This is a genomic window from Flammeovirga sp. MY04 (assembly GCF_001682195.2).
GTDB lineage: Bacteria > Bacteroidota > Bacteroidia > Cytophagales > Flammeovirgaceae > Flammeovirga > Flammeovirga yaeyamensis.
This window is the reverse complement of the sequence record NZ_CP003560.2, coordinates 4805918-4819483: the sequence shown is the minus strand read 5'-3', so window position 1 is coordinate 4819483 and position 13566 is coordinate 4805918. Positions and strand designations below refer to the sequence as shown.

Genomic DNA, 13566 nt, shown 5'->3' with positions numbered 1-13566 from the left:
AATTCATTATAGCTGAAGTAACATCTTTTTATAATTGGTGTCTTTGTAGTCCACATCATAATCAGCTACCAATGTTTTAACATAGTTACTATAATCTTCCCACAGAAAAGTACCTTTCGATTTCGAGTCGATTGGTAATGATGCAGGTTGTTCGTTGAATCGAAGGTGAATATATTTTTTACTATCAATCTCTAATACAAACCATTGAATGTTGGTTCCCATCGATGCCCATTTCGAAGCTCTCCAACTTCCTTTTTTCAACTCGTCTTGCGCTTCGTTACAGTCATTGATATTCAATAAAGTGATTAACGGCAAAGTCGTTTCCGCATGAGCAAAATTTAAATATCCACTTTTATTTTGTTCTCCATTTACTGCTTTTTCTAGCTCCAATGTAACTTTCGATAAAAGTGATACTGCATTGGAATAACTCATCGACTCCCCTTCGAAACCAGGTCCTTTTTGATAAAAAGCTTTTATATCTGCCAAATAAGATAAAGTCGACTTTTCTGATACCGTAAAGATGTTATCTAATTTTGGCTGTAATTGTGGTGTAAAAGCTTTAGAGATTTTATAACATTCGAATAAGCTGTTGACAAAATCTTTTGAGTGATACATGGTGTAACCTCCTTCTGTTGGAATCGGCTCAAAGTCCTTGCTTTGTAAATGCAGGACAAATTCTTTATCAAATAGTTTGTTCAGAATTCTGTCTTCCATTTCTTGCATACTTTTACTATTCCATACCTCGTTGTACTGAGCCTCCCATCCTTTTTCTTTTAAATACATCGAATAACTTGGCGTTGATTTATGGAAGCGTAATAAATAATCCGACCCTTTTTCGCCATTATACAATTCGATCTTTAAACTATTCTTTTTGTTCAAGCCACTTAAAAAATTATCTCTTGAATCTTGAGTTCTTTCTTTGAAAGTTGCATTGGCTTGTATGTCCCTATTTTCATCAAAGAATTGAGGATTGAGCTGATACATACGTTCACCCATACCTTTCAATTCATTCTTACCTGTCGTAGTCAATAATCCGTAGTTCCCTTTTTGAAGTTCAATCAATTTATTGATTTGAACATACAACACTCTCCCTTCTCGAGTGAGGGAGTTTTGTTTTTTAGCTTGCTTTAGTAATGTCCAAACGGCAATATCATCTTTCTGAGAACTCATAAACCTAGAACCATGTCTGTTTACTGTACTCACAAATAATAACTTACTATTGTTTGGTAGTGGGGTAATTTTTTCGGGTGATAGGTACTGCTGCTTAGAACCTAAATATGGATTAAATTGATCTGTTTCTTGATAGGCAATTTGTTTCTGACACGAAAACAATAAACCAATAATAAATAGTGCAAGTAAGGACGTCTTTTGTTTCATTTTCATTTCAGGTTTAAAACTGCCCATACCAAAAGATATGGGCAGATATTATCATAATACTAAAAACTTGAAAATATGTCTCTTAGTTTGATCCAAATGCACCCACTGTTGCTGATGGTTGAGGACGATTTACTGTCACTTCACCAACTTGAGTAACTACTTGAGGAATCAATAAAGTTTCGTCGTCTGTTCCGAAATCAACACCTGGAGAAGTTGACTTTAAACGGAAGTCCATCTGCTTGTAATCCAATTCTTGTGAAGGAGTACCATCTACATTTGGAGTTACATCTGCAAACTCTGCAAATTGAGGATCTTCTAATTCGTCTGTCCACTCGTTTACACCTGCTTCTGTAAAGAAGTTACAAGTACCTTTGAATACTCTCCAGAATGTTTCATGACCTACGTGAGTATCATCTTCCTCTCCATCGTATGGTTGGATACCGTGGTGAGGTAAGTAACCATTACCTTGTGTAGCGTTAGATTCTACATGACCGAAGTAGTAGTTACCTTTTACGATTGTATTTTCACCTGCGATATCTGTAGATGGATCTACTTTCGTACCAAATTTAGAGTTAACAATAAGGTTGTTTAAGATACGACCTTTGGCATTTTTCTCGATGTTGATCGATCCGCCTCTTTCGCCATCACGTCTCCAGCCACAGTACGCCATTGTATTGTTATACATGTTCACGTTTGTCTGAGAATCTGAACCTGTTGGCTTAGAGTTGTTGATTTTGATACCGTTTGTTGCTGCTGAGTACATCAAGTTAAAACCACAGTCACCCACTGTTCCTTGCTTGAAGTTAAATGCTTCGTCTTCTGTAGTACCTGCATAAGCTACCGTATTATGGAATAAAGCAATCTGACCTCTTTCGATATAAATTGCGTCGCCACCTGAGTGCTCTACAGTACAGTTCTCCATATACAATTTACCTTTGTTATTGTTGAAGAATACAGAATATCCCAACTCACCTGGCTCTAATTTATCTACTCTTACTGCTTCTGAGTTTTCGTTCATTGGACCACCTGCGTATTGGATTGTTACGTAAGTCATACCAATTTCTTGATCAGGACGCTCGCTACCTTCTGGTACCTCTGCTCCGTTAATACCACCCCAGTTTACAGTACCATACTGGAAGAATTCTGGTTGTGCTTCAGGTAATGTGAAAAGGATTGGAGCTGCTTCTGTACCCCATGCAAACATATTACCGTGGATAACGATTTCCGGATTATTGTAAGGGCTTACCCAAACTGTAACACCTTCTTCGATCGTTAAAGTAGTACCCGGTCTCATGTTTAGGTTAGCTTCTAACCAATACTCGTTTCCTTTTTCTAAAGTAAGGTCTTCTTCCATATTACCACCAATTCTGATAGATCCTTCTGGCTGACCTTCGTTAATTGGTCTATCTGTATCATTACCTGATTCAACTTCTTCTTTGTTACAAGAAGTAGCGAAAAATGCACCTGATACAAGCATTGTTAATGCTAATAATCTTAGTAATAAATTACGTTTCATGATTTTGGTTTTAATATTTAATTAAGTTGTAGTTCAATAATGGTTGCTTCTGTTGAAGCTTAAAAATTATATTTAAGACCCACTAAAAATTGGCGTCTGTAAAAATCTTGACGGACTAACACATTGTCTCCTTCGTTCCCTTGTTTAGGATAGAAAGACTGTGCGTAAGTTATCGGCTGACGAATCTCTACCTCATAAGCATTGTCTAATAAGTTGTACACTTTTAGGTAGATCAACGTACTTTTATTGATTCTCTTCTCTGCTGAGAAGTCCATTTGGAAGAATCCTTTTTGCCACATATCGTTTCCGTAGAATGCCGATAAACTGTGGATTCTATCGCCTGTATACACAGTAGCCAATTGCATATCGATACCCTTTTCTGAATTCTTATATAAGAAGGATAAGTTAGCGATATGTGCTGCCTGACCTTGCAACGGACGGTCTTCTAAAGCCGACTTGATAACGATGTCTGAAGTATCATCACCTGGTATTTCTCTCTCGTAGTAGGCTTTTTCTGTAGTTACTCTGGAGTGAGTATAGGTGTAGTTGGCACTAATACCGAACTTGTTAAAGTACTTCACCATATCAATCTCAATACCCATATTTTCAGCATCACCATAATTATCAGGCATAATGTAACCTGCTTCTCTGTTCAATGAGTATTCGATTGGATTGTGTAACTTTTTGTAGAAACCACCGATCATAAACTTGTCCATTCCTCTTGGGAAAAATTCGTAACGAAGGTCGAGGTTATGACCGATAGTTCTTTCTACATTGGGATTACCCATTTCCGTCCAATCGTCTTCTGTATCTCCATTCTGAATTGGTACAAACTCAGAGAAACCAGGTCGTATTACCGATTTAAAATAGGACGCTCTTAAGTTAGCTTTCGGATTGAGCATATATTTGAAATGTAAACTTGGTAGGAAGTCAACATATGTCTGACTCATTTCGTCCAAGCCTGCATCTGCCAAATCATTTGTAGGTTGAGGCAAGAAGTAACCGATATCAGTGTGTTCCATACGAACACCACCTACCATCTCTAACTTCTGATTAAAATTCAGTTTAAACTGACCATAAGCCGCTGTAATATTTTCGTGAGATGTATATCTGTTTGGAGAGTAATTTACCCCTGTCGGGTTTTCCAAAATCCAGTTTACATCTGTAATATCATTCCAGTCTTCACCTTTTACCAAAGCACTGTTTCCTGCATTAAAACGGTAATTTTCAAAATCGTTACTTCTGTTTTTGAACCTTACCAAACCACCTGCTTTAAATTCTGAATCGTATACAAAGTTCAATTCAGGAGAGAAAGTAAAGTTGGTATAAAAAGCCAAGTCTTGATCGTCGTTATAATCCCATCTTCTGGTAAGTGCCGATCTACCTGCAATACGTTCTGGAGCATGTTCCCAATTTGTCATACTTCCCGAACGAGTAAACTTTGCGTTATCAGGAACATTGTTCGATGCTTTTGAGTACACTGCCGACCAATCTGCTTTCATCCAAGTATTCAAATGGTGAGTACCTTTCAACGTAGAGTTAAAGATCTGTTGGATAGTCGAACGGTAACGAGTAATGTAACTCATTTCTCCTGCATTTCCATTAATCGGATCGTAGCTACCCCAAGTACGTGTTCTTGTTACATCACGTACCTGATCGTTGCTTAAGTACACATAAGCATTGTACCAATCGATGTTATGATTTGCATTGATTCTATAATCCATCTTTGCATGCAAACCTGCTCTTCTTTGCAATTGATAGTAATTTCTATCTTCCATATTATCCAAAGAAGTCGAACCATCTGATAACATACCCGTACTAAACCAAGTACTGTTAGATCCTCTTGCTGTTTGTTGATAGCTACCTGCAACGATAACTCCAATTTTATCATCAGCAAATCGGTTACCTATTGATAAGCCACCCACAATATTAGGAACATAGTTCTTATAATTATTCACTAAATGATTCACAGAAAAATCACCTGCTTGTGCATTATTCACTCCATTCCAACTTGGTGGTGTGTTCATGTTACCTGAAGTATTCCAAGACATAAACGGATTACCATCACCAAATAAAAAGTTATTACCAATAGAAAGATTTAGTTGGCCTGAGTAACTTTCTGGAGCGTCTTTCATCTCCATATTAATTACACCACCAACGGCATCACCTTCCATATCTGGAGTTAATGCTTTGGTTACTTCCAAGCGATCCAAAAGGTCAGAAGGGAATAAATCTAATGGCACATAACGGTTTTTATTATCTGGAGATGGGATTTTCACACCATTCACCAATGTATAATTATAACGCTTGTCCATACCACGAACAATAGCAAACTGTCCATCGCCAGAGTTGTTTCTTTCTAAAGATACACCTGCTACACGTTGCACTACATTGGCCACGTTTAAATCTGGAGATAATTCGATATCCTGAGCGGACATCACTGTCATTACTTGAGACGACATTTGTTCTGTGGCACGAGCACTTTCAGAAGTTTTACGCTCTCTTGCACCATAAACAACTGCTTCATCTAATTGGACAGCGTCTAACTCAAGTATTAACTCTAATGAGACTGTTTCATTATTTACAGCTACTTCTCTTTGGAGTGTTTTATACCCCATGTATTGTATCTGTATAATATAGTTTCCATTGTCTACATTATTCATACTAAACTTTCCATCCATGCCTATTACCGATTGAGTATGACTTGGTTCGAGTGTTACTACAGCACCAATTAATGGCTCTCCATCCGCTCCGAATGCCGATCCTTTAATTCCTCCTGCTAGTGTGTTCAAAGAAAAGTAAGTGATGAATAGCAACGATAGTAGTACTATTCTTTTCATCATTAATTAGTTGGTTGGTTTTGTTTTTTAGCATTGCAAAAGTAGGCACCATAAATCACATGAATTTTAGTAGAAAATGAATCTTAGATGAAAAATCAACACCATTCTACACAATGTTCTCAACATAGAATTAAGTTTGTTAATGTTAAAACGTCTATTCGTTATAGGTAAGTTGCTGATTTTAGGAGGGATTGTATATTACAGTATGTTATGGGTATGTTAAGGTGTTAATATAAGGGGGAGTTAGGAGTGAGGAATTAGGAAGTAGGAGATTCTGAATTGACGCTGGGATTTGAAAGTAAGAGGGAAAAGGTAAGAGGTAAGGGTTTCATTCTTGCCCGAATTCATTCGGGTAAGAGATCCACTTCAAAAACCCATGGTTTCAACCATGGGGAAAAGTATGGGACTGGAAAAAGAATGAGACAACGTATATACCTTTCCATACAAAAAAAAGCACCGAACTCTCGTCCGATGCTTCTTACTCTATCACGATGATAAATTCATCTATATTGTTTTCAATACTCCTTCCAATACTTCTGGATCAGGACGTTGAGTATAATCAATTGAAAACTCAGCGTATTTTATAATTCCGTCTGTGCCGATAATGAATCTTGCAGGGACAGGCAATGTCCAAGAATCATCACCATTATAAGATGGAAGATGAATATTGAAATTATTATCATATAAATCTTTCAGAGCACCTTCCATTGTCCAACGAAGACCAAACTTTGCAGCTACATCATTTCCTTTATCAGATAGTAAGTCGAAATCCAAACGTTGACGATCGATGATCTCTTGGTTTTTCTCTGCTATCTGAGGTGAAATGCTGATCAGCTTTGCATTGTACTTCTCCAATTCTTTTTGATAACGTTTTAGATATCCTAAATCGGTGTTACAGTAAGGACACCATACCCCTCTGTAGAAAGTAACAACAGCGGGACCGTCTTTAATTAGTTCTGATAAAGCAACTACTTTACAGTCTTGATTGGGAAGAGAAAATTCCGGTGCTTTATCACCTTCTTTTAGAATTTGATCTCCAATACCTGAAGCAATGAGATCAGCAGTTGCTTGGTGCATTACTGATGTAAACTCTGAAGACATTTTACCTTCAATTTGATCTTTTAAGCGGGCTAATGCGTCTGAAAGTTTCATAATTAGATTTTTGAAATGAATTCTTGTTGAATATGTTGTTCGAAACGTGCTAAATCATTATCGATTTCTGGGTTCTTCATGACATCGTAACTGAAAAATGTCTTTAAAGGTTTTAAACCAAACCATTTAAAGTTAAGATGCATTGGTAGAAGTAAATCGTCTTCGCTAATACCATCAAAGAATGTTTCGTTTTTATTATTGAAAGCCTCTTTTGGAGCGTTGGCTGATACTGAAATCATGTACTTGCCATCAAGTAAGCCTCCCAATCCATAATTTTTCTTTGGAGCTTCTTCTTTACGACCATCACCATTTGATAATTTCCCCATCATTCCGGCAGTAAATACATCGTCCATATATTTCTTGAAAGACCATGTAACACCCATCCAGTTTAAAGGTGTCTGAAGAAACACAACATCTGCCCAAAAGAATTTCTCAACTTCCTCTTCAACATCATATGCTTCTTGAGCATTGGTCATCTTTACTTCAAACTCTTCTCCCTCGAACATTGATACTGCTTTATCAATAAACGTTTTTGTCAATTTCCCCTCCGAAAATGGGTAATATTGATGACCGTTAATAACTAATACTTTCTTCATTTTTTCTTTTGTTTTATATTTGTTACACAAAGAGACTAATATTAGTTTAAAAAAGAAACTATTAGTGGATTTACTCGTAAAAATAGTGGTAACAAAAAGGTAACCTATGGCCAGAAAGATTATAGAAAACCCCAATATGTGCTCATTAGTATTTGCAATGAACCTTATTGGAGGGAAATGGAAACCAATCATCATTTACTTATTAGCCAACGGCAGTATGCGATTTGGTAAGTTATTGATGTTTATCCCTAGTATCTCTAAAAAGGTACTTACAGACCAATTAAAGGAGTTAGTAGAAGATGGGTTGATCATTAGAGAAGAGTTTAAAGAATTGCCTCCAAGAGTAGAATATTCTCTTTCGAAAAAAGGTGAAGGGCTGCTTCCTATATTAAAATCCCTAAGTGAATGGACTGTAGATACTTTTGAAGAAGAGGATTTCGAAAAGTGTCGTATTGTGACGTTATAATCAACTCAAATAATCCATATGCTTCCCCTTTAATGCTGAAGGTGCATATCCAAAGTGATTTTTAAAAGAAGAACTCATATGCCCAACATGACTGAAATTAAGATCTATCGCAATTTCCGTAAGGCTTTTATTCGTATAGACAATTTGTCTATGGGCTTCTTCTAATTTCTGCTGATTATAGAATTGAAGAATAGGTTTATCGAATATCGATTTAAAGAGTCGGTTAAGTTTGGAAACGCTCATACCGTATTTATCACTTAACTCTGTGAGGTTCGGAATTTCTGTAAAGTCAGATAGATGCGTATCTCTCAATTCCAACATCAGTTTTAAATCTTCCGGATGAATATTGCTTTTAAATTTATCTGCATCATTTTCAATCTTACCTTTTAGCAATTCGACAATCTCCATCGCTTTTGTAAAAAAGAAAGTGTGCTTTCTATTTTCTTTATCTAAGTTTTTGATTAATGCCCTTACTCTACTTTCAATCTCTGCATTCTGAGAATAGTAATTGATCCATGGACTATCGTTCTCGAAAAGTTCTTTTAATTTAAACTTCTTATCGCCAGCAAACTTTCTGAAGAAGTTTAACGAAAAACGAATTGAAACCCATTGACTCCATTCTCCAGCTGGAAATTCAAAATCGTGTATTTGGGTGGAGTTCAAAATTAATATACCCGCATTATTAAATTTTTTAACTGTTCCATTACTTTTATAAGTAGCTCCTAATCCTAAACGAATAGTGATGGTTTTTTCTTTTGATAAACTAGAATGTCTAGTCATTATAGGCCGATCAGACTCCATGCCCAAAATGGCAATAATAAACTCATTTAAGAATTCGAAGGAATATCCTTCTATTTTACACCAATCTGTTTTAATCTTAAGTTCTTGTCCATCCCAAGTTCCACCTAATTCTTTTGCAAACTGTGCATAAGCATCGTGAGGATGTGCTCCGTGTGGATCAAAAACATATTTTTCTTTTTGCTTCATTCTGATTGATATTGAGCTTAAGAGTTTAATATAACAATGTGATTATTCTAATTTAAGAAACTCAAAAAAACACAGCAAATAAATTTATAAATACAAGACAGTAACTGATCAATAAAATTTGATCAGAATGTGTAAACGGTGTACCAAATCTTACTAATCATTCCATATTTCAATCTTTAGTTTTGCGACATAATCATTTAAATAAATAATATTATGGTGAACGAAAAACTAATTAATTTCTGGTCAAAATTAGAAGTAAAAGTATTGAATGCCTCTGCAAAAGAAGCGGCAGATTATCATACACAGCATCGTGCTATTGAAGAATGTGCTGATACTATAGATGGTTTCCAATACGGTGAATTAATGCTTTCTTCTAATGATGATTCCAAATTAGTAGTAATCTGTGGCTGGAATTCAGAAGAAGACTTTGATGAATGGTTGGCAAGTCCAGTAAGAAAAAGACAGACAGAAGACTTAGCAAAACGATTTGATATCATTACCAACGAAAGTAAGTACGATAGCTTTCATCAGGTAAGTTCTAAAAGATAACGTTTTAGTGTATTCAGGTAAATCAGTTTTATCCACTATTAAGATCAAGGTGAATTTTCACTTTGGTCTTTTTTTATATCAAAAAATCGACAGGATTTTAAGTTAACGAAAACGTACAACCTAATGCACAATTCGTGAAACTAGTTCGATATTAAACCAACTACTTTTGTCATGTAATCAATAAAAAAACAATCTTTGCTGCTTGACTTAGCGATTACAAAAATTAATTATTTATCATTTAAAATAGTACAATTATGTGTTCAAGAATTATTTATGAAACTGGTAACCAAGAGTATATTACAGGACGTGGAATGGACTGGAACGATCCAAACGCCCAAACTTCATTGTGGGTATTCCCAAGAAACATGAAAAGAGATGGTGGTGCCGACGAACATTCAATCCAATGGACTTCAAAGTACGGTTCTATTGTCGCTAGTTTCTACGACATCGCTTCATCTGACGGTATGAACGAAAAAGGATTTATTGTAAATGCTCTTTACTTAGCAGAATCTGAATATGGTGATGTCACAAAAAGTGATAAACTAACACTTTCAGTTGGTGCATGGGTGCAATATTTCTTAGATAACTATGCTTCAGTAGCTGAGGCGGTAGAAGCAATGCAAGATGCTCCTTTTATTATTTCTGCTCCATTATTACCTAACGGAAGAGGAGCAACAGTACATTTATCATTATCTGATTCAACTGGTGATTCTGCCATTCTTGAATACTTAAACAATGGAGAATTAGTAATTCATCATAGCAGAGATTACAAAGTAATGACTAACTCACCAGTATATTCTGAGCAAATAGCCATCAATAAATATTGGGAGCTTATTGGTGGTAGCAAAATGTTGCCGGGTACAATTAGTGCCGCTGACCGTTTTGTAAGATTAAACTACTCGTTGGAATCTTCTCCTAAATATACTGATAAAGATATGGCGACAGCTTCAGTTATTTCACAAATGAGATCTATTGGTGTTCCTCTAGGTATGGAAGACCCTGAGCATCCAAATATCTCTGCCACACTTTGGAGAACAATTGCAGATAATCAAACCAACAGATATTACTTCGAATCTGCAGTGAAACCTTCTATCTTCTGGGTTGACTTGGATAACATCGATTTCGAAAACACTGAGGTGAAAGCTTTAGATTGTTGTTCTGATGCCATTTATGCAGGCGAAGTATCGGAAAGCTTTACTCCAAAAGCAGCATTTCCATTTCTATAATAGAATGTAAGATTTTTATTACATCCTTCTTTCACCCCATTGATGAGTTTTCATTAATGGGGTCTTTTTTTGATGAAAAACGAGTTGCCGATATTTTGTAACTACTTTACCAAATCTTGAATATAGTTCGACATTAAACCACCTACTTTTGTATTGTAATCAATCGGAAATAAAGAAAATTACTAAAACTCCACGATTACAAAAATTAATTATTTATCATTCAAAATAGTATCATTATGTGTTCAAGAATTATTTATGAAACAGGAAATCAAGAATTTATTGTAGGTCGTGGAATGGACTGGAACGATCCAACAGCACAAACATCATTATGGATCTACCCTAGAGGTATGAAAAAAGATGGAGGTGTTGGTGAGAATCCTATTCATTGGACATCAAAATATGGTTCGGTAGCTGCAAGCTTTTATAATGCAGGTTCGGCTGATGGTTTAAACGAAGCAGGTTTAACTACCAACTTACTTTACTTAGCAGAATCAGATTATGGCGATGTAGCAACAAGTAACAAACCTACTTTATCTGTTGGTGCTTGGGCACAATACTTCTTAGATAACTTTGCTAATGTTCAAGAGGCAGTAGATGCTATGCAAGATGTTCCTTTTATTATCTCAGCTCCAATGTTACCAAACGGTAGAGGAGCAACAGTTCACTTATCGATATCTGATCGTTCGGGCGACTCGGCAATTCTTGAATTTTTAGATGGGGAATTGGTGATCAACCACAGTAGAGAATACAGAGTAATGACCAACTCTCCGATTTACTCGGAACAAATCGCAATCGATAAATATTGGAAACTAATTGGAGGTAGTAAAATGCTTCCAGGTACGATTAACGCTGCCGACCGTTTTGTACGATTGAGCTATGCATTAGAATCATCGCCAAAATATACAGATCATGATATGGCCACTGCATCCGTAATGTCACAGATGAGAGCTATTGGTGTGCCTTTAGGAATGGAAGATCCCGACCGTCCGAATATTTCTGCCACACTTTGGAGAACAATTTCGGATAATCAAACCAATAGATATTATTTCGAATCGGCTTTAAAACCATCTATATTCTGGGTGGATCTCGATAAAGTTGATTTCTCAGAAAATGCAGAAGTGAAAGCTTTGGATTGTGATACAGATGCAATTTATGCAGGCGAAGTATCTGAACATTTCACAAAAGCGACTCCACTTCCTTTCATAAAATAAATTTTCGTAAGTGCATTACTACCTTCTACTCCCCACATCAGATATTTTCTGGGTGGGGATTTTCTGTATTTGATGAGGTCTAAATCTTCCCAAATAGAAGGGAGAAATTCCCATGCTAACTGATGACGAATTCAAAATTCGTCATTCCACCAACTTTTTGATGATTTTCGATACAAGATGATTTACAAAAAGTATTAATGAAATGAACAAAAAAATAATAGTACTAATCCTCGCATTATACTCTTCTCTGGCGTCGGCACAAGACCTCAATTCTTTAGAGATGTATTATGTGACTTTAGAACAAGGAACAGCCCAACCTCTCAAAAACCTTGAGGTAATAGACACAGATCAAAAAGTAAAATGGGGACACGAGATTACGATTTATCCCGAAATTGAATATCAAACGATCGAGGGCATTGGAGGTGCTTTTAATGAAATCGGTGGGGAAGCATTATCGAGTTTATCAGAAGAACAACAACAAGAAGTGATGGAAAATCTCTTCCATCCTAAAAATGCAGGATTCACTTTTTGTCGTACAGCCATAGGATCAAGTGATTTCGGATTGGATGCTTACAGCTATTCTAATACTCCTAACGATATTGAGATGAAAGATTTCTCCATCGAAAGAGATCAAAAATATGTGCTTCCGTATATCAAAAAAGCACTTGATGTTCAACCGGACTTATTAGTCTTCGCCTCACCTTGGTCACCTCCGGCTTGGATGAAAACCAATGCGTCGATGACCGGTCTGACCAAAACACCGAATCACCTGAAAGAAGATAAAAAAGTATATCAGGCGTATGCCAACTACTTTGTGAAATACATTAAGAGTTATCAACAGGCAGGGGTAAATATCGATCGAATTTGTGTACAAAACGAGAACGATGCCAACACTAAATATCCTAGTTGTGTGATGCCTTCTCAACAAATGATAGAGTTATCCACAAAATACATCTTGCCTACTTTCAAAAAGGAAAAAGTGAAAACCAAAGTGTTTGCGGGTACATTTAGAACGGCTGAACAATTGGATCTGATCGAGTTCCTCACTTTAAAAGAGGCCAATAAGTTAGCAGGTGTGGGTATTCAATACACAAATCCCTCGGTAATTACTGATGCCATTAAAATGAACCCTTCTTTAATGATGTTCCATACCGAAGGGCACTGTTACAATGGTAAAAACAGTATAGAAGAAGCAGGTCACCGTTTAGAGGAAGTGGCGAAATACATTAACAGTGGCGTTTCCAATTTCTGCTATTGGAATATGATTTTGAATGAAACGACAGAAAGTGGCTGGGATTGGCCTCAAAACTCTCTGATCAATATCGATAGAAAACAGAAAACCATTCGATACAATCCGGACTATAATGCGATGTACATTATCAGTAAGTTTATCCAACCGGGAGATGTACGAGTGGCATCAAATAGTCAGCGACCAATGATTACTGTAAAAGATAAATCGGGGAATATGAAGGTGATCATTCAGAATACAGATCAGCAAGAAGCAGTCTACAGAATTCATATCAATGGAAAAACAAAGAAGGTCATTTTACCTCAACAAAGTATCGTGGCTATGGTGATTTCAAATCAGAAAGTCTGATAGATAAAAGCAAAATACATCGTGAATAATGTTAAAAGTGAGTTTTTTT

General features: G+C 36.3%; 11 protein-coding genes. 5 read left to right on the top strand and 6 right to left on the bottom strand.

From position 1 onward, the window contains the following. Positions 1–6: 6 nt before the first annotated feature. The 5 genes from MY04_RS19315 to MY04_RS19295 form a co-directional block, all read right to left on the bottom strand. The gene (locus tag MY04_RS19315) at positions 7–1377 is read right to left on the bottom strand and encodes a histidine-type phosphatase (RefSeq protein ID WP_066212397.1); all 1371 of its coding nucleotides are present in this window, start codon (positions 1375–1377) and stop codon (positions 7–9) included. Positions 1378–1459: 82 nt separating this feature from the next. Next, the gene (locus MY04_RS19310) at positions 1460–2893 is read right to left on the bottom strand and encodes a hypothetical protein (RefSeq protein ID WP_066212394.1); all 1434 of its coding nucleotides are present in this window, start codon (positions 2891–2893) and stop codon (positions 1460–1462) included. A gap of 59 nt (positions 2894–2952) precedes the next feature. Beyond that, positions 2953–5736 (bottom strand): TonB-dependent receptor, encoded by a 2784-nt coding sequence (locus tag MY04_RS19305; protein WP_084005972.1) that lies wholly within the window; start codon positions 5734–5736, stop codon positions 2953–2955. 501 nt (positions 5737–6237) lie between these two features. After that, complete coding sequence (locus MY04_RS19300) at positions 6238–6885, bottom strand: peroxiredoxin-like family protein (protein ID WP_066212392.1); 648 nt, start codon at positions 6883–6885, stop codon at positions 6238–6240. Between the two features lie 2 nt (positions 6886–6887). Then, positions 6888–7481 carry an NAD(P)H-dependent oxidoreductase gene (locus MY04_RS19295; RefSeq protein WP_066212390.1) on the bottom strand — a complete coding sequence of 198 codons (594 nt, stop codon included), beginning with the start codon at positions 7479–7481 and terminating at the stop codon, positions 6888–6890. Positions 7482–7587: 106 nt separating this feature from the next. Between MY04_RS19295 and MY04_RS19290 the strand changes: the two genes are divergently transcribed. Next, positions 7588–7947 carry a winged helix-turn-helix transcriptional regulator gene (locus MY04_RS19290; RefSeq protein WP_066212386.1) on the top strand — a complete coding sequence of 120 codons (360 nt, stop codon included), beginning with the start codon at positions 7588–7590 and terminating at the stop codon, positions 7945–7947. Here the strand turns inward: MY04_RS19290 and MY04_RS19285 are convergent, their stop codons facing one another. Then, positions 7948–8934, bottom strand: coding sequence for a helix-turn-helix transcriptional regulator (locus tag MY04_RS19285; protein WP_066212384.1), 987 nt, complete (start codon positions 8932–8934; stop codon positions 7948–7950). 213 nt (positions 8935–9147) lie between these two features. Here MY04_RS19285 and MY04_RS19280 point away from each other — a divergent pair, with 213 nt between their 5' ends. From MY04_RS19280 to MY04_RS19265, 4 genes are all read left to right on the top strand, one after another. Further along, positions 9148–9483, top strand: a complete 336-nt coding sequence (locus tag MY04_RS19280) for an antibiotic biosynthesis monooxygenase family protein (protein ID WP_066212383.1) — start codon at positions 9148–9150, stop codon at positions 9481–9483. A gap of 254 nt (positions 9484–9737) precedes the next feature. Next, entirely contained in the window at positions 9738–10709 is a 972-nt protein-coding gene (locus tag MY04_RS19275) for a linear amide C-N hydrolase (protein ID WP_066212381.1), read from the top strand. A gap of 236 nt (positions 10710–10945) precedes the next feature. Further along, a complete protein-coding gene (locus tag MY04_RS19270) occupies positions 10946–11920 on the top strand; it encodes a linear amide C-N hydrolase (protein ID WP_084005971.1) in 975 nt (324 codons plus the stop codon). A 202-nt stretch (positions 11921–12122) separates the two neighbouring features. Next, a complete protein-coding gene (locus MY04_RS19265; RefSeq protein ID WP_066212379.1) occupies positions 12123–13517 on the top strand; it encodes a glycoside hydrolase family 30 protein in 1395 nt (464 codons plus the stop codon). The last annotated feature ends 49 nt before the right edge of the window (positions 13518–13566 follow it).

What these genes read in the sequence shown, in the direction of transcription:
- MY04_RS19270 (WP_084005971.1), top strand. Translation starts at nt 10,946, where the DNA reads ATGTGTTCAAGAATTATTTATGAAACAGGAAATCAAGAATTTATTGTA.
- MY04_RS19315 (WP_066212397.1), bottom strand. Translation starts at nt 1,377, where the DNA reads ATGAAACAAAAGACGTCCTTACTTGCACTATTTATTATTGGTTTATTG.
- MY04_RS19280 (WP_066212383.1), top strand. Translation starts at nt 9,148, where the DNA reads ATGGTGAACGAAAAACTAATTAATTTCTGGTCAAAATTAGAAGTAAAA.
- MY04_RS19265 (WP_066212379.1), top strand. Translation starts at nt 12,123, where the DNA reads ATGAACAAAAAAATAATAGTACTAATCCTCGCATTATACTCTTCTCTG.
- MY04_RS19275 (WP_066212381.1), top strand. Translation starts at nt 9,738, where the DNA reads ATGTGTTCAAGAATTATTTATGAAACTGGTAACCAAGAGTATATTACA.
- MY04_RS19290 (WP_066212386.1), top strand. Translation starts at nt 7,588, where the DNA reads ATGGCCAGAAAGATTATAGAAAACCCCAATATGTGCTCATTAGTATTT.
- MY04_RS19300 (WP_066212392.1), bottom strand. Translation starts at nt 6,885, where the DNA reads ATGAAACTTTCAGACGCATTAGCCCGCTTAAAAGATCAAATTGAAGGT.
- MY04_RS19295 (WP_066212390.1), bottom strand. Translation starts at nt 7,481, where the DNA reads ATGAAGAAAGTATTAGTTATTAACGGTCATCAATATTACCCATTTTCG.
- MY04_RS19310 (WP_066212394.1), bottom strand. Translation starts at nt 2,893, where the DNA reads ATGAAACGTAATTTATTACTAAGATTATTAGCATTAACAATGCTTGTA.
- MY04_RS19305 (WP_084005972.1), bottom strand. Translation starts at nt 5,736, where the DNA reads ATGATGAAAAGAATAGTACTACTATCGTTGCTATTCATCACTTACTTT.
- MY04_RS19285 (WP_066212384.1), bottom strand. Translation starts at nt 8,934, where the DNA reads ATGAAGCAAAAAGAAAAATATGTTTTTGATCCACACGGAGCACATCCT.